The sequence below is a fragment of the Saccharopolyspora sp. NPDC050642 genome (assembly GCF_040654735.1).
Classification (GTDB): domain Bacteria; phylum Actinomycetota; class Actinomycetes; order Mycobacteriales; family Pseudonocardiaceae; genus Saccharopolyspora; species Saccharopolyspora elongata.
This window is the reverse complement of the sequence record NZ_JBFAIN010000024.1, coordinates 48,661-71,128: the sequence shown is the minus strand read 5'-3', so window position 1 is coordinate 71,128 and position 22,468 is coordinate 48,661. Positions and strand designations below refer to the sequence as shown.

18 protein-coding genes are annotated in these 22,468 nt (G+C 71.1%); 7 read left to right on the top strand and 11 right to left on the bottom strand.

Going from position 1 to position 22,468, the window contains the following annotated elements:
• Positions 1–1,341 carry a glutamate-5-semialdehyde dehydrogenase gene (locus AB0H93_RS29530; protein WP_358576684.1) on the bottom strand — a complete coding sequence of 447 codons (1,341 nt, stop codon included), beginning with the start codon at positions 1,339–1,341 and terminating at the stop codon, positions 1–3.
• An 89-nt stretch (positions 1,342–1,430) separates the two neighbouring features.
• Between AB0H93_RS29530 and AB0H93_RS29525 the strand changes: the two genes are divergently transcribed.
• Positions 1,431–3,551: a RecQ family ATP-dependent DNA helicase gene (locus tag AB0H93_RS29525; RefSeq protein ID WP_358576683.1), complete on the top strand. Its 2,121-nt coding sequence runs from the start codon at positions 1,431–1,433 to the stop codon at positions 3,549–3,551.
• A 93-nt stretch (positions 3,552–3,644) separates the two neighbouring features.
• Here AB0H93_RS29525 and AB0H93_RS29520 read toward each other — a convergent pair whose 3' ends face one another.
• From AB0H93_RS29520 to AB0H93_RS29510, 3 genes are all read right to left on the bottom strand, one after another.
• Positions 3,645–5,285, bottom strand: a complete 1,641-nt coding sequence (locus tag AB0H93_RS29520; protein ID WP_358576682.1) for a DUF885 domain-containing protein — start codon at positions 5,283–5,285, stop codon at positions 3,645–3,647.
• A 158-nt stretch (positions 5,286–5,443) separates the two neighbouring features.
• Positions 5,444–5,641, bottom strand: a complete 198-nt coding sequence (locus tag AB0H93_RS29515) for a DUF397 domain-containing protein (RefSeq protein WP_358576680.1) — start codon at positions 5,639–5,641, stop codon at positions 5,444–5,446.
• Complete coding sequence (locus AB0H93_RS29510; RefSeq protein WP_358576678.1) at positions 5,638–6,489, bottom strand: helix-turn-helix transcriptional regulator; 852 nt, start codon at positions 6,487–6,489, stop codon at positions 5,638–5,640. Before AB0H93_RS29510 ends, AB0H93_RS29515 begins: the two co-directional genes overlap by 4 nt.
• 252 nt (positions 6,490–6,741) lie before the next feature.
• Here AB0H93_RS29510 and AB0H93_RS29505 point away from each other — a divergent pair, with 252 nt between their 5' ends.
• Both AB0H93_RS29505 and AB0H93_RS29500 read left to right on the top strand, forming a co-directional pair.
• Entirely contained in the window at positions 6,742–6,981 is a 240-nt protein-coding gene (locus AB0H93_RS29505; protein WP_358576676.1) for a zinc finger protein, read from the top strand.
• 117 nt (positions 6,982–7,098) lie between these two features.
• On the top strand, positions 7,099–8,376 hold the full coding sequence (locus AB0H93_RS29500; RefSeq protein ID WP_358576674.1) for an MFS transporter: 1,278 nt from the start codon (positions 7,099–7,101) through the stop codon (positions 8,374–8,376).
• A gap of 64 nt (positions 8,377–8,440) precedes the next feature.
• Here the strand turns inward: AB0H93_RS29500 and proB are convergent, their stop codons facing one another.
• The 4 genes from proB to rplU form a co-directional block, all read right to left on the bottom strand.
• Positions 8,441–9,562 carry a glutamate 5-kinase gene (gene proB, locus AB0H93_RS29495; RefSeq protein ID WP_358576672.1) on the bottom strand — a complete coding sequence of 374 codons (1,122 nt, stop codon included), beginning with the start codon at positions 9,560–9,562 and terminating at the stop codon, positions 8,441–8,443.
• Entirely contained in the window at positions 9,559–11,049 is a 1,491-nt protein-coding gene (gene obgE / locus AB0H93_RS29490; protein ID WP_358576747.1) for a GTPase ObgE, read from the bottom strand. Before obgE ends, proB begins: the two co-directional genes overlap by 4 nt.
• Before the next feature lie 203 nt (positions 11,050–11,252).
• The gene (gene rpmA / locus AB0H93_RS29485; protein ID WP_132489159.1) at positions 11,253–11,510 is read right to left on the bottom strand and encodes a 50S ribosomal protein L27; all 258 of its coding nucleotides are present in this window, start codon (positions 11,508–11,510) and stop codon (positions 11,253–11,255) included.
• A 14-nt stretch (positions 11,511–11,524) separates the two neighbouring features.
• Complete coding sequence (rplU, locus tag AB0H93_RS29480; protein ID WP_093278869.1) at positions 11,525–11,833, bottom strand: 50S ribosomal protein L21; 309 nt, start codon at positions 11,831–11,833, stop codon at positions 11,525–11,527.
• 417 nt (positions 11,834–12,250) lie between these two features.
• On the opposite strand from rplU, the gene AB0H93_RS29475 reads away from it, so the two are divergent.
• The 4 genes from AB0H93_RS29475 (at position 12,251) to AB0H93_RS29460 (ending at position 19,221) form a co-directional block, all read left to right on the top strand.
• Positions 12,251–13,951 (top strand): hypothetical protein, encoded by a 1,701-nt coding sequence (locus AB0H93_RS29475; RefSeq protein WP_358576670.1) that lies wholly within the window; start codon positions 12,251–12,253, stop codon positions 13,949–13,951.
• On the top strand, positions 13,948–14,925 hold the full coding sequence (locus AB0H93_RS29470; protein WP_358576668.1) for a glycosyltransferase family 2 protein: 978 nt from the start codon (positions 13,948–13,950) through the stop codon (positions 14,923–14,925). The genes AB0H93_RS29475 and AB0H93_RS29470 overlap by 4 nt, the downstream gene beginning before the upstream one ends.
• 248 nt (positions 14,926–15,173) lie before the next feature.
• Entirely contained in the window at positions 15,174–18,401 is a 3,228-nt protein-coding gene (locus AB0H93_RS29465; protein WP_358576667.1) for an arabinosyltransferase domain-containing protein, read from the top strand.
• Positions 18,402–18,489: 88 nt separating this feature from the next.
• On the top strand, positions 18,490–19,221 hold the full coding sequence (locus AB0H93_RS29460; protein ID WP_358576665.1) for a helix-turn-helix transcriptional regulator: 732 nt from the start codon (positions 18,490–18,492) through the stop codon (positions 19,219–19,221).
• Positions 19,222–19,341: 120 nt separating this feature from the next.
• Here the strand turns inward: AB0H93_RS29460 and AB0H93_RS29455 are convergent, their stop codons facing one another.
• From AB0H93_RS29455 to AB0H93_RS29445, 3 genes are read right to left on the bottom strand one after another with little or no spacing between them, the layout of a single operon-like run.
• Positions 19,342–20,847 carry a carboxylesterase family protein gene (locus AB0H93_RS29455; protein WP_358576664.1) on the bottom strand — a complete coding sequence of 502 codons (1,506 nt, stop codon included), beginning with the start codon at positions 20,845–20,847 and terminating at the stop codon, positions 19,342–19,344.
• 22 nt (positions 20,848–20,869) lie between these two features.
• Complete coding sequence (locus AB0H93_RS29450; RefSeq protein ID WP_358576662.1) at positions 20,870–21,478, bottom strand: TetR/AcrR family transcriptional regulator; 609 nt, start codon at positions 21,476–21,478, stop codon at positions 20,870–20,872.
• A gap of 45 nt (positions 21,479–21,523) precedes the next feature.
• A complete protein-coding gene (locus tag AB0H93_RS29445) occupies positions 21,524–22,432 on the bottom strand; it encodes a hypothetical protein (RefSeq protein WP_358576661.1) in 909 nt (302 codons plus the stop codon).
• Positions 22,433–22,468 lie beyond the last annotated feature (36 nt).

Below are 22,468 nucleotides of genomic sequence, written 5' to 3'. Positions count from 1 at the left end.
TCAGCTCCCCGGGCAGGAACTGGTGCTCGACGGGGCGGAGCCCGGCCGCACGTGCCCGTCGCCGAAGGCCAGCCACTTCGTGGACGTCAGCTCCGGCAGGCCCATCGGCCCGCGGGCGTGCAGCTTCTGGGTGGAGATGCCGATCTCGGCGCCCATCCCGAACTCGGCGCCGTCGGTGAACGCGGTGGAGGCGTTGACCATCACCGCCGCGGCGTCCACCTGGACGGTGAACTGCCGGGCTGCGCGGACGTCGCTGGTCACGATGGCCTCGGTGTGCCCGGAGCCGTGGGCGCGGATGTGCTCGACGGCGTCGGGCAGCGAGTCGACCACCGCCGCCGCGATGTCCAGCGACAGGAACTCGGTGTCCCAGTCCTCGTCGGTCGCCGCGACCACGTTGGAGCCGCCGACGGCGACGACGCGCTCATCGCCGTGCACCGTCACACCCACGCCGTGCAGCTCGGCGAGCGCTCGGGGCAGGAACTCCTCGGCGATGTCCTTGTGCACCAGCACGGTTTCCGCCGCGTTGCACACGCTCGGGCGCCGAGCCTTGGAGTTGAGCAGGATCCGCAGCGCGGTGTCGATGTCCGCGGTCGCGTCGACGTACACGTGGCAGTTGCCGACTCCGGTCTCGATCGCGGGCACCGTGGCGTTCTCCACGACGGCGGAGATCAGCCCGGCACCGCCGCGCGGGATCACCACGTCCACCAGCCCGCGCGCGGTGATCAAGTGCTGCACGGACGCCCGGTCGTGGCACGGCAGGAGCTGGACGGCGTCGGCAGGCAGGCCGCGCTCGCGGACCACGTCGGCGAGGATCGACACCAGCACGGTGTTGGAGTGCTCCGCCGAGGACGAGCCCCTCAGCAGCACCGCGTTGCCCGCCTTCAGCGTCAGGCCCGCGGCGTCGACGGTGACGTTGGGACGCCCCTCGTAGACGATCCCGACCACGCCGAGCGGCACCCGGACCTGCTGCAGCTGCAACCCGTTGGGCAGCACGCTGCCGCGCACCACCTCGCCCACCGGGTCCGGCAGGCCGGCGACCGTGCGCAGCCCGTCGGCCATCGCCTCGACGCGCTCGGTGCTCAGGCTCAGCCTGTCGATCAGGCTCTCCGGCATCCCGGACTCGCGGCCGGCGGCCACGTCCCGGTCGTTGGCGGCGAGGATCTCCGGCGCCCGCCGCACCAGCTCGTCGGCCATCGCGTGCAGCAACGCGTCCTTGTCGCCCCGGGTGGCCTGCGCCAGCTCGGCCGCCGCCCGCTTGGCGCGCCGCGCCGCGTCGCGGACCTGCTCCCGCAGCTCGTCGCCGGACACCTTGACTGTGATCGTGGACTCGGTGGTGGTCACCCGCCCAGACTAGTCCGTTCGGACATCGTCCCGGCACCGGATTTCACCCCGGACGTGCGACGTCGTGGGCATCGGGTAGGAATCGGTGCGTGGACGAAAACGCGCTGCGCGAACTCGCCGACGACCGACTCCGCGCGCTGGCCGGCCCCGACGCCGCGCTGCGCGAGGACCAGTGGAGCGCCATCCGCGCCCTGGTGCTGGAACGCCGCCGCGCGCTGGTGGTGCAGCGCACCGGCTGGGGGAAGTCCGCCGTCTACTTCATCGCCACCGCGCTGCTGCGCGAGCTCGGCGAGGGTCCGACGGTGATCGTTTCGCCGCTGCTCGCGCTGATGCGCAACCAGGTCGACGCGGCCGCGGCGGCCGGGGTGCACGCCGCCACGATCAACTCCGCGAACCCCGACGAGTGGGCCGACATCGAGGAGCAGGTCGCCGCCGGTGAGGTGGACGTGCTGCTGGTCAGCCCGGAGCGGCTGAACAACCCCGACTTCCGCGACACGATCCTGCCCGAGCTCACGCAGACCGCGGGCCTGCTGGTGGTGGACGAGGCGCACTGCATCTCCGACTGGGGCCACGACTTCCGCCCGGACTACCGGCGGCTGCGGACGCTGCTCACGGAGCTGCCGGAGGGCGTCCCGGTGCTGGCGACCACCGCCACCGCGAACGACCGCGTCGTGCAGGACGTCTCCGACCAGCTCGGGGTCGGCGGCGAGTACACCGACCCGCAGGAAACGCTGGTGCTGCGCGGCACCCTGGACCGGGAGAGCCTGCGACTGGGCGTCGTCCGGTTGCCCTCGGCGGAGGCGCGGCTGGGGTGGCTGGCGAGCCACCTGAAGGAGCTGCCCGGCTCCGGCATCATCTACACGCTGACCGTGGCGGCGACCGATGAGATCGCCGCCTACCTGCGCGATCAGGGCTACGAGGTGGCGTCCTACTCGGGCCGCACCGATCCCGCCGAGCGGCAGCAGGCCGAGGCGGACCTGCTGGCGAACCGGGTCAAGGCGCTGGTCGCCACCTCGGCGCTGGGCATGGGTTTCGACAAGCCCGACCTCGGTTTCGTGGTCCACCTGGGCGCGCCGTCCTCGCCGATCGCCTACTACCAGCAGATCGGCCGCGCCGGACGCGGCGTGCAGCGGGCCGAGGTGCTGCTGCTGCCCGGGCCGGAGGACCGCGACATCTGGAGCTACTTCGCGTCGCTGGCGTTCCCGCCGGAGCCGACGGTGCGCGCGGTGCTCGACGCGCTGGCGCAGCACGAGCGCATGTCGACGGCCGCGCTGGAACCGCACGTCGAGCTGGGGCGCACCCGGCTGGAGATGGTGCTGAAGGTGCTGGACGTCGACGGGGCCGTCCGCCGGGTGAAGGGCGGCTGGGAGGCCACCGGCGAGCCGTGGCACTACGACGCCGAGCGCTACGCCCGCATCGCCGCGGAGCGGAAGTCCGAGCAGCAGGCGATGCTCGACTACCTCGGCACGTCGTCGTGCCGCATGGAGTTCCTCCGGCGGCAGCTCGACGATCCGGCGGCCGAACCCTGCGGCCGCTGCGACAACTGCACCGGCTCCGGCTATTCCGGGGACGTCGACGACCAGGCCGTGGAGCAGGCCGGGGAGCGCCTGCGGCGGCCCGGCGTGGAGGTTTCGCCGCGCAAGATGTGGCCGAGCGGCATGGACTCGCTGGGCGTCCCGGCGTCCGGCAAGCTGCCCGCCGGGGAGCAGGCCACCACGGGCCGGGCGATCGGGCGGCTCACCGACATCGGCTGGGGCAACCGGCTGCGCGAACTGCTCGCCACCGGCGCGCCCGACCAGGAACTGCCGGACGACCTGTTCCAGGCCGGGATCAAGGTGCTGGCGGCGTGGGAATGGGCGCAGCGCCCGGTGGGCGTGGTCGCGCTCGGTTCGCGGACGCGCCCCCTGTTGGTGCGCAGCCTGGCGGAGCGGATCGCCACGATCGGCCGGCTGCCGCTGCTCGGCGAGGTGCTGACGAACCCGAACACGACGCCCCGGCGCGCCACGAACAGCGCGCAGCGGGTGGCTTCGCTGTGGCAGCAGTTCAAGGTGCCCGAGGAACTCGCCGCCAAGCTGTCCACGCTGGACGGACCGGTGCTGCTGATGGACGACTACGCCGACACCGGCTGGACCGTCACCGTCGTCAGCCGCCTGCTCCGCCAGGCTGGCGCCCCGGCGGTCCTGCCCTTCACCCTCGCCACCACTTCGTGAGCGGATCTGGACGCTGAGCCGCTGCTCAAGACCCGTGCGCACTTTGTGTTGCCATAGCAGCACAAAGTGCGCACGGGCGGGCAGTCCTGCGCTTCAGCCCTGTGCTCGCACCCATCCGGCGATGACCTCGTCCAGGACCGGCAACGGCAGCGGGCCGTTGCCGATGACCACGTCGTGGAAGGCCCTGAGGTCGAATGCCGGACCCAGTTGCGCTTCGGCCCTGGCGCGCAGCCGCTGGATCTCCAGACGGCCGACCAGATAGGACAGCGCCTGCCCCGGATTTTCGATGTACCGGTCGGTTTCCGACTGGATCTCGACCTCCGGCATCACCGTGTTCGCCCGCAGGAAGTCCACCACCTGCTGCCGACTCCAGCCGAAGGCGTGCAGCCCGGTGTCCACCACCAGCCGCGCCGCGCGCATCGAATCCATCGCGAGCATGCCCAGCCGGGCGATGTCGTCCGAGTACAGGCCGGCCTCGTCGGCGAACCGCTCCGCGTACAGGCCCCAGCCCTCCATGAACGCGTTGATCCACGCGGCCCGCCGGATCAGCGGCACCCCGGTCAGCTCCTGCGCGAGGGTGATCTGGAAGTGGTGCCCCGGAACGGCTTCGTGGAACGCTGTCGCCTCGGCCAGGAACCGGGGGCGTTCCTCGGCGCGGTAGGTGTTGGCGTAGTAGATCCCCGACCTGGAGCCGTCCAGCGGCGCCGGGAGGTACGCGGCCGCGGTCGCATTCGCCTCGCGGTCCGCCGGGACGGCTTCCACCCGGCACCGCTGCGCCGGCTGCCGCCCGAACCACTTCGGCGCCGCCTCTTCGGCGCGGCCGATCGCCGCCTGGGCCGCCCCGAGCAGCTCCGCGGCGTCCTGCCAGCGCAACGCCGGATCGGTGCGCATCCGCTGCTGCACCTCGGCAGCGGTTCGCAGGCCGAATTCCCGCGAACCGATCTCCGCGTATTCCTCGGCAAGTCCTTCGATCGCCGCGAGCCCGGTGCGGTGCAGGTCCTCCGGGGTCCAGTCGACCGTGGTGTGCATCCGGGCCAGTGCCGCGTAAGTCTCCGCCCCGTCAGGCAGCCAGCACAGCCCCGGCCGGTCGTCGGGCCGGCCGTGCGGCCGGATCTCGGCGTGCAGGACGTTGCGGTACGCGGCGAACGCCGGCCGGACCGCGTCGGCGAGCAGCCGATCCCGCTCGTCGGCGCTGCGCAACGGCGCCTGCCGCAACGGATCGCTTTCCGGAGCCGACAGGTAGGCGTCGAGGTGCGCGACCGCATCCCGGACGCGGCGCGCGACCGGTGTCCGCCCCGCTGCCGCGCCGTGGCGGTGCCGATCCGCCGCGTTGGCAAGGAATTCGGGGATCGCGGCGAGCCTGGTCAGGAAGTCCTGTTCCTGCTGCGGCCCGGACGGCCGCACTGCGGGCAGGATTTCGAGCAGCTTGGCGATCGGCGAGACCAGCAGGTCGTGCATGGTGTGTTCGACCAGCCGCGCGCCGAGCCGCGTCGCGACCGCCTCGGCCTGCTGCACCACCACACCGCGGGTGATCCGGTCCTCGGGCGGCGGATCGAGCGAGCGGGCCGCGGCGGCGATGCGCAGCGCGCGCTCCCGGATCGCGGACTCCGCGGACTCGTCGAGATCGCCCAGCCGGTGGTCGATTCCCGGTATCCCCTGCAGGAGTTCGTTCAGCGGATCCTCATCCGCCAGGACTTCGATCAGCTCGTCGGCGAGCTCGCGCGCGGTGTTCACCGGACCAGTCTGCCCGACGCGGCAACGCATTAGACCGAATTCGGCCAACGGGTGCAATTCACCCGAAGTAGGTCATGAAAAGGTGCGAAGGCGAATGAAATGCGGAAAACCGGCTCGGTGCCCTCGAACCGACGCCGAGGGCACCGCAGGAGTCGACGTCAGGAATCGAATCGGCCGGCGCGCACCCCGGCGACGAACGATCTCCATTGACTGCCCGAAACCGCGAAGTACCCCGCAGCCCGGTTCTTCGAATCCCGGACGGCCGCGCCGTCACCGAAGCGGCCGACCTCGACGCAGTCGGTCACCTGCGCCGACCGGCTCGACTTCCGCCAACCAACCGGCTGTGCCGTAGTCACGCAATGGCCTCCATCTCGTTCGCACACTTGGCGATGAACCCGATCGATTCGTCGTGATCCATCGCGAACGAGAGCAGGGTAGTGATCGCGTCCAGGTATTCCTGCGCTAGTCCGGGGTTGTACAGAAAGGCGGCGGACCGGTAGTGCTCCAAGTGGACGATCGGCTGCGCCTTCGGGAATTCGAACACCACGAACGGGCCGACGTGACCCGGATGCCAGGACGTCGAACCGCTCGCCACGACGCGGACTGCGATGTTGGGCCATTCCGCCAGTTCCGCGACCTTGCGGAGCTGGTCGGCCATCACGGCGTGCCCACCGATCGGTTCCCGCAGCGCGTGTTCGCTGATGATCGCCGTCAGGTGCGGGCCGTTGCGCGCGGAGAGGATCTCCCGGCGGCCGACGCGCATCAGCACCAGCTTCTCCACCTCGCCGACCGGCCTGCCGCGCATCACGGCGCGCGCGTAGTCGGAGGTCTGCAGCAGCCCGGGAACCAGCCCGGTGGCCACATTGGTGATGCGGGTGGCGGTGCGCTCGAACTCGATCAGCGCGGTCAGCTCCTGCCGCACGCCGGCCCGATCCGCGGTGAGCCAGTTCGGCACGTCGGCGTCGCGCGCCATCTCGACGAGTCGATCACGTTCGGTAGCCGAAACTCCCAGCGCCGTCACGAACGCGGCCACCACTTCCGGCGGCGGCACGGACTTGCCCGTCTCGTACCGCATCAGCTTGACGTGATTGGTGTCGAGCTCCTGCGCCAGCACGCGGAGGCTCTTGCCGACCAGTTCCCGGGCTTCGCGCAGCTCAGCCCCGAGCGCGCGGGCCTTCGGCGTGCCGCCAGTGGTACGGGTCATGAAACATAGCGAAACAGAATTCGGGTCTGGTAACTACTACCTGTTCAGGTAATTGGCCAGCCGTTTCAGTACCACCAGAATGGTACGTGCGACGACGTCCGATCAGGAGGGCACCGGCCAGTCTCGCAGCCACCCGGCGCGTCCCCGGTGTCCAGTACCGGGATCCCGGCGGCGTCGTACCCCCCAGAACCGGCTGCCGGACGCGACAAGCGGCGGACGCCTCAGTCGAGTTGGAACAGGCGGTGATCGTGCATGCCTCACCCGTTTCGCTGGCAACCCGGCGATGGGCAGCGCCACGCGACGCTGAAACCCCGGCCCCGCGGCGGTTTTCCGGTGGACGCGCAGATCGAGACGCTGTGCGGCAAGCAGATCACCGTGGACAACTCCGACGTCGCATGGCTGTGGACGACGTGCCCGGAGTGCAACCGGTTCGCACACGAGTTGACCGGTACTCCGATCGCGCCCTGTAGTCCAGGTCCTCCCACAGGGTGAATTGGGATCTTCCGTACGGGCGACCCAGACCGTACTGTGTCGTCACCCGTACGAAGCCCGGAGAACAACAGCACATCTCCGGCGCACGGGCGTCCTGCCATGACACCGGAGGATGCGATGGCGCACGAAGCGGCGACGGCCGAGGATTCCCGACTACCCATCCGAACCCTGGTCGCCGCCAGCATCGGCAACGCGGTCGAGTGGTACGACTGGACCATCTACACCGCCTTCAGCGTCTACTTCGCCGCGGCGTTCTTCCCCGGTGAACTCGCGCTGATCAACACGCTGGCCACGTTCGCGCTGGCGTTCTTCTTCCGCCCGCTCGGCGGCTGGCTGCTCGGGCGGTTCGCCGACCTCCGGGGCCGCAAGACGGCGATGCTGGTGACCATCTCGCTGATGGCCGGTGGCTCGCTGATCATCGGCCTGCTGCCGACGTTCGAGTCGATCGGCTGGGCCGCGGCGGTCCTGCTGGTCCTGGCGCGCATCGGGCAGGGCCTCTCGCTCGGCGGCGAGGTGTCCAACGCGTCGGCCTACCTGGCGGAGATCGCCCCGGCCGCCAAGCGCGGCCGCTACTCGGCGTTCTTCTACATCTCGACCGGCTCCGCGCTGCTCGTCGCCTCGCTGCTCGGCTACGCGCTGACGGCGCTGCTCACCGAGGAGCAGCTCACCGACTTCGGCTGGCGGATCCCGTTCCTGATCGGCGGCGTGCTCGGGCTGCTCGGCATCTGGTTGCGCCGCACGCTCGAGGAGACCGAGCAGTTCGAGGACAACCGCGCCAAGGCCAAGGCGCTGAAGAATCCGCTGTGGATGACGCTCAAGTACCACCCCAAGGCGGTCGGGCAGCTGGTGGGCTTCAGCATGCTGTCCACGCTCTGCTACTACACGTTCTTCAGCGCGCTGACGCCGTTCGCGGTGAAGACCCGGCACGCCGACGCCACCGACGTGTTCCTCGCGCTGTCGATCGCCACCGCGCTGTTCATCGCGCTGCAGTACCCGATGGGCGCGCTGTCGGACCGCATCGGGCGAAAGCCACAGCTGCTGGTGTGGTCGGCGGCGATCGCGGTCCTCATCGTGCCGCTGTCCACATTGGTCCGTCCCGGGCTGGGCGGCCTGCTCGTGGTGTTCTGCGTGGGAATCGCGTTGTACACGGCGATGACCTCGATCGCTCCGGCGATCATGTCGGAGCTGTTCCCGACCGAGCTGCGCGGCCTGGGCATCGGCGCCTGGTACAACCTCACCGTCGCGATCTTCGGCGGCACCGCCCCGCTGGTGATCCAGACGCTGGCGCGCTACGAGCTGTCGACGATGTTCTTCTGGTACATCGCAATCGCCTCGGCGATCGCGTTCTTCGTGATCCGCACGCTGCCCGAGACCAAGGGCACCGAGCTCCGCTGACCTCGGCCCGGACGACGAAGGGCACCTCCGCTCGGAGGTGCCCTTCGCTCGGGGGAAATCGTCCTCAGCGGAGCGGGACGAGGTCGTCGGCGTGGACCACCTCTCGGCGTTGTTCCGCCGGCAGTTCGTGCGTCGAGCGGCCGATCAGGTCCGGCAGTTCCGCCGCGTCGTAGGCGACCACGCCGCGGCCCACGACCTTGCCCGCCGGGTTGACCAGCTCGACCACGTCGCCGCCGTCGAACGCGCCCTCCACCGCCGTGATGCCCGCCGCCAGCAGGGAACGGCGGCGCTTGACGACAGCCGCCACCGCACCGTCGTCCAGCCACAGCCGGCCGTTGGCCCCGGCCGCGTGCGCCAGCCAGAAGCGGCGCGCCGAGAGTCTGCTGCCGGTCGCAGCAAAAGCGGTTCCGACATCGGCCGGGCCAAGCGCGCGCTCGGCCAGCGCGGCAGAGGTCAGCAACACGGGAATCCCCGAGGAGCAGGCGACCCTCGCCGCCTCCACCTTCGACGCCATGCCACCGGTGCCCAGCCCGGACGCGCCGGTGCGGCCGGCGTGCACTCCCGCCATGTCCGCGTCGCCGTTGACCTCCCGGATCGCCGAAGCGTCACCGCGACGCGGATCGCCGTCGTACAGGGCGTCCACATCGGACAGCAGGACCAGCGCGTCGGCGCCCACCAGGTGCGACACCAGCGCGGCCAGCCGGTCGTTGTCGCCGAAGCGGATCTCGTGCGTCGCGACCGTGTCGTTCTCGTTGACCACCGGTACCGCGCCGAGGCCGAGCAGCCGGTCCAAGGTGCGCTGCGCATTGCGGTAGTGACCGCGGCGCACCACGTCGTCCGCGGTCAGCAGCACCTGTCCGACCGTCAGGTCGTAGCGCGAGAAGGACTCCGCGTACGCGTGCGCCAAGGCCTGCTGGCCGACGCTCGCCGCCGCCTGCTGGGTCGCGAGGTCCTTCGGCCTGCGGCTCAACCCCAGCGGCGCGATGCCCGCCGCGATCGCTCCCGACGACACCAGCACCACCTGGCCGCCGGCGGCGACCCGCCGGGCCACGGTGTCGACCAGCGTCGCCAGCCGCCCGGCGTCCAGGCCGCCCTTCGTCGTGGTCAGCGACGACGACCCGACCTTCACCACGACGCGCTGCGCCGCGGCGACCGCCTTCCTGGTCGCCGAGAGCTGATCGCTCACCGGCCGTCCTCCTCCTCGACGTACTGGCCGAACTCGTCCAGCGCGCTGCGGCGCGCCTTCTTCGCCGCCTTGCGGTCGGACGCCGAGATCCGGTCGTCGTGGTCGATGCGCAGGTCGGTGCCCCGTCGGCCGAGCACGCCCGCCACGCCGGCCGGCGTGGACGGCTCCCAGTCGAAGGTCATGTTGCCGATGGTCACCTGGCTGCCGGGCTTCGCGCCCCGCTTGGCCAGGGCCTCCTCGACGCCGAGCTTCGCCAGCCGGTCGGCGAGGAAGCCGATCGCCTCGGTGTTACCGAAGTCGGTCTGCCGCACCCACCGCTCCGGCTTCTCGCCGCGCACCACGAACGCGTCCTCGAACTGGGGATCTGGTTCGACGGTGAAGTTGCCTGCGTCGACGGCCGCGGGCCGGACCACCACTCGCGCCGGCTCCGGCGGCGGCAGCTGCGCGCGATAGCGCTCGACCTCGGCGGCCATCGCGAAGCTCAGCTCGCGCAGCCCTTCGCGGGACGCGGTGGACACCTCGAACACCGGCCAGCCGCGCGCCTCCAGGTCCGCCTTGACCAGCTCGGCCAGTTCGCGGGCCTCCGGCACGTCCATCTTGTTGAGCACGACCATCCGCGGGCGGGACTCCAGGTCCTGGCCGCCCTGCTCGGCCTTCAGCGCCGGGGTGTACTGCGCCAGCTCGTTCTCCAGCGCGTCCACATCGGACAGCGGGTCGCGGCCGGGTTCGAGCGTGGCGCAGTCCACCACGTGCACCAGGACCGCGCAGCGCTCGATGTGGCGCAAGAAGTCCAGGCCCAGGCCGCGGCCCTCGCTGGCGCCCGGGATCAGCCCCGGCACGTCCGCCACGGTGAACACCGTCTCGCCGGCGGTGACCACGCCGAGGTTGGGGACCAACGTGGTGAACGGGTAGTCGGCGATCTTCGGCCGCGCCGCGGACAGCACCGAGATCAGCGACGACTTGCCCGCCGACGGGAATCCGACGAGGCCGACGTCGGCGACCGACTTCAGCTCCAGCACCAGGTCGAACTGCTCCCCCGCCTCACCGAGGAGCGCGAAGCCGGGCGCCTTGCGCGCCTTGGACGCCAGCGCGGCGTTGCCCAGCCCACCGCGGCCGCCCGCGGCGGCGACGAAGGTGGTGCCGATGCCGACGAGGTCCGCCAGCACCTCGCCGTCCTCGGTCATCACCACGGTGCCGTCCGGGACCGACAAGACGAGGTCGCCGCCCTGCGCGCCGTTGCGCATGCTGCCCTGGCCCGGCTTGCCGTTGGCCGCGCGGGCGTTCGGGCGGTAGTGGAAGTCGAGCAGGGTGTGCACGTTGGGATCCACGACGAGCTGGACGTCGCCGCCCTTGCCGCCGTTGCCGCCGTCCGGCCCGCCCAGCGGCTTGAACTTCTCCCGGTGCACCGAGGCGCAGCCATGCCCGCCGTCGCCTGCCGCGACGTGGATGGTCACGCGGTCAACGAACCGCGACACGAATGCCTCCAGGAAACTCCGGCCGAGCCCGGCCCGGCGTAAAACTGTCTGGGGCGCCTCGCGCGTGAACGCGCACGTCACCCACCTCGATGGTGCCGCTCGAGACGCGTCGCTGCCGGGAGGCGTGACCACCCGCACAACGAAAACGACGAGGGGCGGGCCGGACTAGCCGGACCCGCCCCTCGTCGGGAACTACTTCGCAGCCGAGAGCCGGATCAGGCCTCGGCCGGCAGCACGCTGACGGCCTTGCGGCCGCGGTAACGTCCGAACTCGACGGTACCGGCGGACAGCGCGAACAGGGTGTCGTCGTTGCCCCGTCCAACGTTCAGGCCGGGGTGGAACTTGGTGCCCCGCTGACGGATCAGGATCTCGCCGGCCTTGACGACCTGGCCGCCGTAGCGCTTCACCCCGAGGTACTTGGGGTTAGAGTCGCGGCCGTTCCGAGAGCTGGATGCGCCCTTCTTGTGTGCCATGACTACTCAGGTCCTCACTTCGTGATGCCGGTGACCTCAACGCGGGTCAGCTTCTGACGGTGACCCTGGCGCTTGTGGTAGCCGGTCTTGTTCTTGAACTTGTGGATGCGGATCTTGGGGCCCTTGGTCTGCTCGACCAGCTTGCCGGTCACCGACACCTTGGCCAGCGCGTCGGCGTCGGTCGTGACATCAGAGCCATCGACGACCAGAAGCGCCGGGAAACTGACCTCGGAGCCCAGCTCGCCCTCGAGCTTCTCGACCTCGACGACGTCCCCGACAGCCACCTTGTACTGCTTGCCGCCGGTCTTGACGATCGCGTACATGAGTCGGAAGTCTCCTGCTGCTCGGTTTCGCTACTTCACCAGGTCTGCGGCGGACGTCCACCTCGACCGCGTGGGACGAGGATTCCTACCACGCCGCCGGTGCAGCGCCTCGGTGGGTTCCTGTCTCGGCAGCCGAGCCGCACGGGCGATCGCATTCGAAACAGGCGTTTTATCTCTCCGCCCGTCCGGCGGCGAGAAGTTCTCACCCATCATACAGACCGCTTTCCGGACCCCGATCGACCGGGGGCGCACCGCGGGAGGAACCGGCCACGAGGGCCGATGACGAGCGAGCCGCGACAGCGTACGACCGCCGGAACCGCGTGGTCAAATCCAGCCATGGTCGACGTCTGATCTGCCAGGCTCTGACCTGCGCTTGCTACGGTGAGGCGCTATTGATCGGAACTGGGGAAGCAAAGCGTGACTGACATCGCATCGGAGACCGACCCGGGCGAGCGCGCCACCCCCGAAGCCCCCATTCCAGGCCCGGTGCGGCGGTTCGGCCCCGTGCTGCTCGGCCTGTCGGCGATCGTCCCGCCGCTGATGATGCTTCGGGAAGTGCTGCGCTACCCGCAGATGCACTTCTACGACTACTGGTGGGTCCTGCTCGACCTCACCGGCGACGACGGCTCGCTGCGGCCGGAGGCGCTGTTCGGGTTCCGCAACGAGCACCCGTTCGTGCTGCCCAGCCTGCTGTTCTGGCTCAGCGCCCGGTTCGGGCACGGCCTCAACCAGCCGCTCGGGCTGGTGATCATCGCGTTCGGGGTCGCCAGCGTCCTGCTGGTGTGGGCGATGCTGCCGAAGTCGCTGAACCCGTGGCAGCGGGCCGGGCTGGTGGCGGCCGCCTCGACGCTGGTGTTCAACCCGCACGGCATCCACAACTACGTGCGCTCGATGAGCGGGGCGTCCTGGATCCTCGCGCTGATGCTGGTGCTCGCCGCGCTGCTGGCGATGCAGCGCGAGCACCGAGTGCTCGCGATCGTGTTCGGGCTGCTGGCGTCGATCAGCTACGGCACGTCGTTCGCGGTGTGGCCGGCGCTGGCGCTGGTGGCGTGGCTGCGCGGGGACCGCCGTCGCTGGGTCGCGACGCCGCTGGTGGTCGGCTTCCTCGTGGTGGCCTCGTGGCTGGTGCTGCGCGGCCCGCAGGGCGGTGGCGGCGCTTCGCCGACCGATGATCCGGCGCAGGCGCTGCTCGCCGGGCTGAGCATGCTCGGCATGGTGTGGACCGGCACCGAGCCGTCGATCGCGCTGATCGCGGGCGTGGCGGGCCTGGCGGTGCTCGTGCTGCACGTCCGGCAGACCCGCGAGGAGTTCCGCAGCGCCGCGCCGTGGTGGGGGCTGGCGGTCTACGCGGCCGGCTGCGCAGTGATGATCTCCGGCTCGCGGGCCGCGTTCGGCGAGGCCGCCGGGCTGCAGAGCCGGTACAACAGCATGACCGCCGCGTTGTGGATCGCGGTGCTGGTGATCGTGGTCGCCTGGCCCCGCTGGCCGAAGGTCCGCACCGTCGCCGTGGCGGGCACGGTGCTGGCCACCGTCGCGCTCGGCGCTCCCATGGCGCAGAGCGTGCGCTCCGATGCGCCGAACCAGAACCTGCTCGCCATCGCCGCGCGCATCGGCCACCCCGACGCGTTCGAGGACCGGTTCCCCGAGCCGGACCGCCTGCTGCCGCGGCTGCAGGCGCTCGGGCACTACCCGTTCTCCGGCGAGTTCACGCTCGGCTGCCCCGACGGCCTGGAGATCGGCGACCGGGTCAGCACCGCGGACTGGCGGACGCCCAGCGACGGCGCGCTGCGCGAGCCACGCCCGGACGGCCGCGACGTGGTGCTCAACGTGGAGACCGACCAGATCCAGGGCGGGGCCCGGATGCTCAAGGGCTGGGCGATCTCCGGGATCGAGCCGGCCGACTGCGTCGCCGTGCTCGACCAGACCGGCACGGTCATCGGCGGCGGCGTGGTCGACATCCCGCGCTCGGACGCGGAAGCCCAGACGCCCGGCATCGAGATCGGCCTGGGCTTCGAGGCGGTCGCCCCCGCGCAGCCCGGGCCGGTGCGCGTCGCCTTCCACTTCCCCGACGGCTGGTGGATCCGGCCCCTCACGGAAAGCCCGCAGGTCAAGTCATGACGGAAGCCGCACCGGAAGTCGAGGTCTCGCTGCTGGCCCCGGCCAAGAACGAACGGGAGAACCTGCCCCGGCTGTTCGCCGAGATCCGCGACGCGATGCAGCAGCAGCCCCGGAGCTGGGAGCTGCTGGTCGTCGACGACGGCAGCACCGACGACAGCTGGCAGGTGATCGCCGAGCAGGCCCGGCAGGATTCCCGGTTCCGCGGCATCCGGTTGCGGCGCAACTTCGGCAAGGCCGCGGCGCTGGCCGCGGGCGTCGCCGAGGTCCGCGGGCGGCTGCTGGTGACGCTGGACGCCGACCTGCAGGACGACCCCGCCGAGATCCCGCGCCTGCTCGACGAGCTCGACGACGGGGCCGACCTGGTCAGCGGCCACAAGGCGCAGCGGCAGGACCCGCTGGGCAAGCGGCTGCCGTCGAAGGTGTTCAACTGGGTCACCGGCCTGATCACCGGCTTGAAGCTCGCGGACCACAACTGCGGGCTGAAGGCCGCGCGCACCGAGGTCTACCGGCGCGTGCCGCTGTACGGGGAGCTGCACCGCTACATCCCGGCGCTGGCGCACCAGCTGGGCTACCGGGTGCGCGAGCTGGCCGTGCACCACCGACCGCGGGTGCACGGCAAGTCCAACTACGGGTTCGAGCGGTACGTGCGCGGCGCGCTGGACCTGCTCACGGTCGTCGCGCTCACCCGCTACGGGCGGCGCCCGGCGCACCTCTTCGGCGGGCTGGGGCTGCTGGCCGGGACGATCGGCACGCTGATCCTGCTCTACCTGACCGGGGTGTGGGTGTTCACCGAGCAGTCGATCGGCACTCGTCCGCTGCTGACGCTGGGCATCCTGCTGGAGATATTCGCGGTGCAGATGATCTCCGTGGGCCTGCTCGCGGAACTGGTGCTGCACCGGACCGGGCGAGACCGGGATGTGGATGTGCTGGTCGCCGATCAAACGACGACCGAAAGCCCGGCGCAGTCCGCCTGATCGTGTTCGGGTCGCTATGCGGACTCGTTTCCGGACTATTTCGCGCGGCGTCGGCGCTCGCAGAGGCGGACTGAGCGACAACGAATGCCTCGCGCCGCCGGGACAAAACCGGCACTGCATTGCACCCCAGCACACCCACCCGCTACGACCAGGCAGAACGCGCGGTGCCGAGGGCATGCAAATGCCGTTCGGAGGACGCGCGAGGGGTGCGCACAAGTGCGGGCGATCAGCGCCCGTATGGTCTCCACGTGCACCCAGGGTCGGCGAAAAAACTTCGGCTGTACGCCTCGCTGCTCGGGCTCGTCGGCACCGTGCTGGCGTTGCTCGTGCCCTTCCTACCTGTCAATCACGATGTGGTGACATTACGGTGGCCAACTGCTCAAGGCACCAAATCGGTGTCCGCCCCGTTGGTCGCCTACTCGCCGCTGTGGCTCGACGCGAAGGTGCCGTGCGCCGCCGCGCGCAGCCTGGACGCGCGCACCGCGGGGCCGGCGATCCTGCTGAGCACCAATCCGCCGTCATCGGACTACGGCAAGCTGACCGGGCTGACGTTGCAGGTCGACGAGGGCCAGGCCGCGCTGTTCTCCAAGGGGCGGCAGATCAGCACGGTGCAGCTGCCCGCCGGCGCGTGCTCGATCGACGTGCGCGCGGACGCCGACGGCACCACCGCGAGCGTCGACGGGCAGGCGTGGGCGCGCGTTCTCGGCGACCAGCGCCCGCAGCTGACCGGCATCTACTCGTCGCTGGACAACGCCGCGGACGACGTGCGCGGGCTGTCCTTCGAGGCGCGTGTCGACAACCGGTTCAGCAGCTACGCGACGCCGCTCAAGCTCGTGGTGATCGCCCTCACCGTGGCCGCGTTCATCGGTTCGGTGCTCTGCCTGCGGAAGCTGGACACGCGCGCAGGCCGTCGCGCGCCGCGGCTGGCCCCGCTGCGCTGGTGGAAGCCGACGTTCCGCGACGTCTCGGTGTTCGGCGCGCTGGGCTTGTGGTGGCTGATCGGCGCGATGACGTCCGACGACGGCTACGTGCTGAGCATGGTGCGGTCGGCCGAGAGCGCCGGGTACGTCAGCAACTACTACCGCTGGTTCGCCAACCCCGAGTCGCCGTTCGGCTGGTTCTACGAGTTCTACGCGCTGTGGGTGCAGATCTCGACGGCGACGCCGTGGGTGCGGCTGCCCGCGCTGCTGATGGGCATCGTCAGCTGGTTGCTGATCAGCCGCGAGGTGCTGCCGAGACTCGGCCAGCAGGTGCGGCGCAGCAACGCCGCAGGCTGGGCCGCCGCCGCGGTGTTCCTGGCGTTCTGGCTGCCCTACAACAACGGGCTCCGGGCCGAGCCGGTCGTGGTGCTGTTCTCGCTGCTGGCGCTGTGCGCCGTCGAGCGGGCCGTGTCGACCGGTCGGTTGATGCCCGCCGCGCTGGGCCTGGTCGGCGCCGCCCTGTCGGTGGGCGTCAACCCGCACGGCCTCGTCGCGGTGCTGCCCTACATCGCCGCGATCAAGCCGCTGTACCGGTTGGTGCGCAAGCGGGCCCAGGAGTTCGGCTGGTTGCCGGTGCTGGCGCCGATCTCCGCTTCCGGGTTCGTGATCCTGACGCTGGTGTTCTACGACCAGACCTGGCAGTCGGTCATGGACGCGATGGAGCTCAAGACCACCTTCGGCCCGAACGGCCGCTGGTACGAGGAGCTCAACCGCTACAGCCTGCTGTTCAGCCAGAGCCCGGACGGTTCGCTGACCCGCCGGTTCCCGGTGCTGCTGGTGATCCTCTGCCTGGCCACCTGCGCCGTGGTGCTGCTGCGGCGCGGCCGCATCCGCGGTGCCGGGCTCGGCCCGAGCCGGCGGCTGCTCGCGGTCACCGCGATGTGCTTCGCGGTGCTCGCCCTGACCCCCACCAAGCACACCCACCACTTCGGGATCTTCGCCGCCTTCGGCGGTGCCCTGGCGGCGCTGACCGCGCTGGCCACCAGCACCACCGTGCTGCGTTCCCGCCGCAACCGGGCTGGCTTCGTCGCCGGTCTGATGGTGATCCTGGCGTTCGCCGCCACCGGGCCGAACGCATGGTGGTACGTCTCGGGCTGGGGCGTTCCGTGGTTCGACAAGCCGCCGTCGATCAACGGGCACAACTTCAGCACGCTGTTCCTGGTGTTCGCCGCGATAGCGGGCGTGATCGCGTTGATCGAGCACCTGCGCATCGACGAGAACAACCCGAAGATCGTCGACGAGCGCTGGGACAGCCCGGAGAAGCGCAGCCGCGCCCTGCGGCTGGGCACCGCGCCGTTGTCGCTGGTCTGCGCGCTGATGGTGTTCGGCGAGCTCGCGGCGTTCGGCAAGGCCATCCAGGAGCGCGGCGACAGCTACAGCCTGTCCACGGACAACGTCAAGCAGCTCACCGGCAACAGCTGCGGGTTGTCGGACTACATCGGGGTCGAGACCGATCCGCAGGCCAGCGTCCTGCCGGTGGCGCCCGCCCAGCCCTCGGTGGTCGCGCCGACCCGGGACCCGGCGGTGCCGGTGCCGCCGCGCCGCCTGGCCGGCCGGGAAACCGCCGAGCAGTACCTGCAGCCCAAGCAGGTGGGCTTCACCCGGCCCGGCGTGCCCGCCAGCGACGGTGTCGACTCGGATGCGCCGAGCTGGAAGCCGCCGCACCAGTTCGGCGGCGACAACGCGCCGGCGTGGGGCAGCTTCGACGAGGCCGGCACCAACACCGGCGAGCTGCGCACGCCCTGGTACGACATCCCGGATTCGGCCCGCAACGGCGAGGTGCCGATGGCGGTGAGCCTGGCGGGCGCGGAGACCGGCGCGAACTTCGTGGTCCTCGAATTCGGCAAGGAGACCGATCGGGGCTTCGAGATCACCGGCCGCTACACCGTGGAGCAGGGCCCGCCGCCCGGGTGGCGGGATCACCGCTACATGCTCGGCGCCGAGGCCGAGGGCGCGACGAAGATGCGGCTGATCGCCGTCGACCAGGCGCTGGGCCGGGAGGGCTGGATCGCGGTGACCGCGCCGCGGGTGCCGAAGCTGACGAACATGACCGAGGTCATCGGGAACAGCGCGACGTTCGTCGAGTGGCCGGCCGCGCTGGTGCACCCGTGCCTGCGGGGTTCCGGTCTGTACAACGGGATCGCGGAGATGCCGCAGTTCCGGGTATCGGCCGGCGAGGAGGTCCGGGACGTCGGCGAGGGCTGGTCGTCGCCGGATGCCGGCGGGCCGTTCGGCTGGCTGACGATCGCGTCCAGCGTCCGCGAGCTGCCGACCTACCTGCGCAACGATCCGCAGCAGGACTGGGGTTCGCTGTACGTGGTGCACCCGTACGACGCGGATGCGCTGCCCGCGCAGGCGGCGATCGAGGTGCATTCGGAGACCCACTGGGGCACCTGGTCGCCCGGCCCGCTGACGCAGGCCCTGGATCTGCCGGGCGACATGCCCAGCTCCGACGACCGCACGGACATCCCGACGTTCGACGACAAGCAGGACTGATCCGGGCATGAGGGCCCCGCCGACCGAACGAACTGGTCGGCGGGGCCCTTCGCATTCCGGTGTCGGGGCCGATGGGCATCATGGGGTCGTGAGCCGGTATCGGGAGCGGCCGCCGGTCGGCGCGCTGACCGGGGCGATCGCCTGCGTGTGGACGCACGGGGCGGACGCGGACTGCCACGTGCAGCGGGTGGTCCCGGACGGCTGCGTGGACCTGATCTGGATGGGCGATCGCCTCGACGTGGTCGGGCCGGACACCTCCGCCCGGCTCGCGGAGCTGCCGCCGGGGAGCCGCATCACCGGGATCCGGGCCAGGCCCGGCGCCGCCCGGCTGCTGCTGGGCGACATTCCGGCCACCGAGCTGCGCGATCTGCAGGTCGACGGCGTGGACTGCTGGGGCGCTTCGATCCGGTACACAGTGGACAGAATCCGCGAAGCGCCGGAGCAGGCGGGGCGGATTCTCGAGGAGTTCGCCTGCTCCCGGTTGCCGGAGTACCGGCCCGATCCGGCGCTCGCGGCCGTCGTCGCAGCCCTGGACTCCCCCGCCCCGCTCGCGGTTCCGGCACTCGCCGACACCCTCGGGTTGTCCGAGCGCCAGCTGCGGCGACGCGTCACCGCCGCCGTCGGCTACAGCCCGCAGACCCTCGCCGCGGTGCTCCGCTTCCAGCGGGCGGCGCGGCGCGGCACCGGCCCCGGCGGGCTCGCGGAGCTCGCGCACGCCGCCGGGTACGCCGACCAGGCGCACCTCACGCGCGAGTTCCGCCGCCTGGCAGGCGTGACCCCGGGTCGGTACTTCAGCCCGCTTCCGCGCAACGACCCGTGAGCACTTCTGATCGCTGTAGAGGCTGTTTCCAAACTTGCTCTGCGTGGCGGTGCGGGTAGCGGAACCTCAGGCGCCTTCTCGCTGTGGGATCCCCGACTCATGAATGCCAGTACGGGACGATCAGCCTCGTTCGGCCAGAGCCCTCCAGAACTCCAGGCGGTGCTCGGCGGCGAAGTCGGTCCCGGCGATCTGGTCCGGGTGCAACGACTGCACCCGCGGCTCGGCGGCCGAGAACCGCGGCCAGCCGGGTAGGTCCGGCCCGTTGGGGTCGCCGCTGCGCGCGAAGTTCGCCCAGTAGCGGTTCATCGTCGCCGCCAGCCGCCGCTGCGCGTCGTTCAGCGGCGCCGGCTCGCCGAGGTCGAACTGGTAGGGCACCTCGGCGGAGTGGTGGGCGCCCGGCGGGAATCCCGGCGGGAACGGCACGACCGGCGGCGCGTCGCGGTCGGCGAACTCGTAGACGTAGGTGGCGGTGTCAGAGCTCAGGGCGTGCGCGAAGTCCCACACCGAGCGCGCCCAGGCGCAGTCGCCGACCACGTCCGCCCATGCCACGCTCGGCGTCGGGTACGCCCCGGCGGGGTACTGCTGCGCGACGTCGTCCGCCGCGGCGTCGAAGGCCTCGGCGAGCAGCTTGTCGTAGCCGTCGGCCGTGATCGGCTGACCTGCAGCGTCCCAGAACAGCGCCGTGAACAGCCGGGCCTCGTCCCGGGTTCCGCCGGTGAGGACCGGGACCCGGTGGAACCGCCCGGCGGGCAGCGCCTGCGTCGGGGATTCCGGCAGCACCGAACCGCCGAACGCCGGCCTGCTGAACACCGACGACACGTTGACCAGCTGTTCGACCGGAACGCGGCGCAGCTGCTCGATCGCCGGGCCCTGCCCGGGCCGCACCCAGCCGAGCTCGCCGACCAGGTGCTCGGCCAGGGCTTCCAGTTCCACTGTGGACATCCACATCGTCGGCAGGTCCGGCGAGCCCGGCGCCCAGCCGTTGGCCGGGGCCTTCAGCAGCGCGAAGCCGCTCTGCACGATCGCCCGGTGGAACAGCCCGGCCGAGCCGGGCGCTACCAGGTGCGCGCTGACGTTGAGCCCGCCGTAGGACTCGCCGAACAGCGTCACGTTGCCCGGGTCTCCGCCGAACTCGCCGATGTTGCGCTGCACCCAGCGCAGCACCGCCTGCTGGTCTTCGAGGCCGAATCCGCCGCCTCCCGCCAGGCCCGGGTAGCCGAAGTTGCCGAAGATGCCCAGCCGCGAATTCGGCGTGACCACGACGACGTCCTCGGCGGTGGCGAGCCGGTGCGCGTCGAAGATCGCGCCCTCGCCGTTGGCCCCGCCGCCGCCGTGCAGCCACACCATCACCGGCTTGCGGCCGCCGCCGCGGGGCGCGGTCACGTTCAGGAACAGGCAGTCCTCGTCCAGGCTCGCGATGTCGGCGAAGTCCTGCGGGAGCTGCGGGCACGGGTTTCCCGGCGCGGTCGCGTCCCGCACGTTCGGCCACGGCTCGACGGGCTGCGGCGAACTCCAGCGCAGCTCGCCGACCGGCGGCGCGGCGTAGGGAATCCCTTGGAAGAGCCGGTGCTCCTCGAAGGTCAGGCCGCGCACGCGACCCGAGTCCAGCTCCACGATGTCTTCCACGGCACCTCCGTGCGTTGCCGGCTCACCCGGACCGGGTGGCCAGGTCGAACATGGTCGCGAGCTCGCGGGCGTAGCGGTCGGCGTCGGCGTCGGGTTCCACCCCGAGGCGCAGTGCGACGCCGTCCAGCGCGTGGCGCAGCGCCACGGCCATCACGTGCGGGTCGAAGTCCCGGAACTCCCCAGCCAGCTGGCCGGCGCGGAGCATTTCCCGCAAGCCTTCGAGTTCCCGCCGGTGCGGCAGCGCCGCGTCGTCACCGCGCTCGTTCAGGAAGATCTCGGTGAGCGCCCGGATCTTCCGGTGGTGCGCGCGGTAGAAGTCCACACTGGACTCGATGAACGCCCGGAGCCGGTCGCGCGCCGTACCCGCCGCCTCGATGCGCTCCCCCACCAGCTCCTCGGCCACCGCGTAGACGTCGGCGACCACCTGCTGCATCAGCTCGGCCTTGTTCCGGAAGTGGTAGGAGATCATCCCCGTGCTGCTCAGGCCAGCCCGCTTGGCGATCTGCCCGAACGACGCGCGCGAGTAGCCGACCTCGACGATCGTGTCGATGGCGGCCTCGACGATCTGCGCCCGCCGGCCCCGCTCGGTGAACGACCGACCTTGCTCACCTGAGCCGGAATTTGCTCGCATGAGCAAAACCTAGCACAGGCGAGCAAGAACCGGGAGCGCCGCGGATCAGACCTGGTCGTAGGCGCGGAGAGTGCGCAGGGCATCGATGGCCACCCGCGGCCGCCACTCCAGGCGGGTGCCGGGCGCCCACGCGCGCCAGCGGATCGGCCAGCCGCCGTCGTCCTCCTGCAGGCCCGCGAGGTGGTCGAGCCCGCGGGTCATCTCGTCGTCGGAGAACCACGAACGCGCCAGGCTCGTCGGCTCCGGCGCGTAGTCCCAGACGCAGTGCAGCTCGCCGGGCGCGTAGCCGGGAGGCACCTGAGCCCGTTCGGGATGCTGCGGGTCGAGCAGCACGAACCCCTTCTCCCGAACGAGCCCGCCCAGCTTCCCGGCCGCGGCACGTGCCCGATCGCGATCGGGCACGTGGTCGAGGAACGACACCGCGGCCTGCACCTCGTAGGGGTGGCTCTCGGTCAGCTCCTCGATCCGCCGCCAGCAGAACTCGGTGGCCCCGGCCAGCCACGGGTGCTCGATCCGGTTCTTGTGCAGCAGGGCCGCGATCAGGCCAGTGGAGAGGAGGTTCCCCTCGGGCTCCTCGACGACCGGAATCCACGGCGCGTGCGGGTAGTCCCGCAGCCGCGTGTCGCCTCCAGGCACGCCGCCGTCCGGGCGCGTGATCGACACCAAGTAGTCGCAGATCCGCGCCACCGCGGCCCCGTCGCAGGCCCCGACCTCGTCGAGGATCATCAACGCCGTGAAGGTCTGCAGCGGCTGGCTGAGCGGGCCGCGCGAGTCGGGCTCCAAGGCGTAGCCGTAGCCGCCGTCCGCGCAGCGGTAGGCGTCGAGCGCGGCCAGCACCCCGTCGGCGCTGCCGCCGGCGAACAAGAACTCGAAACGGCGTTGTTCCAGCACGCGCGCGGTCAGCCAGACGAACCGCTCGACGGCGGCCACGCGCTCTTCGGTGCATCGAATCATGCACCGAAGATAAGAAGAATGGCCGATCCGTTCTTG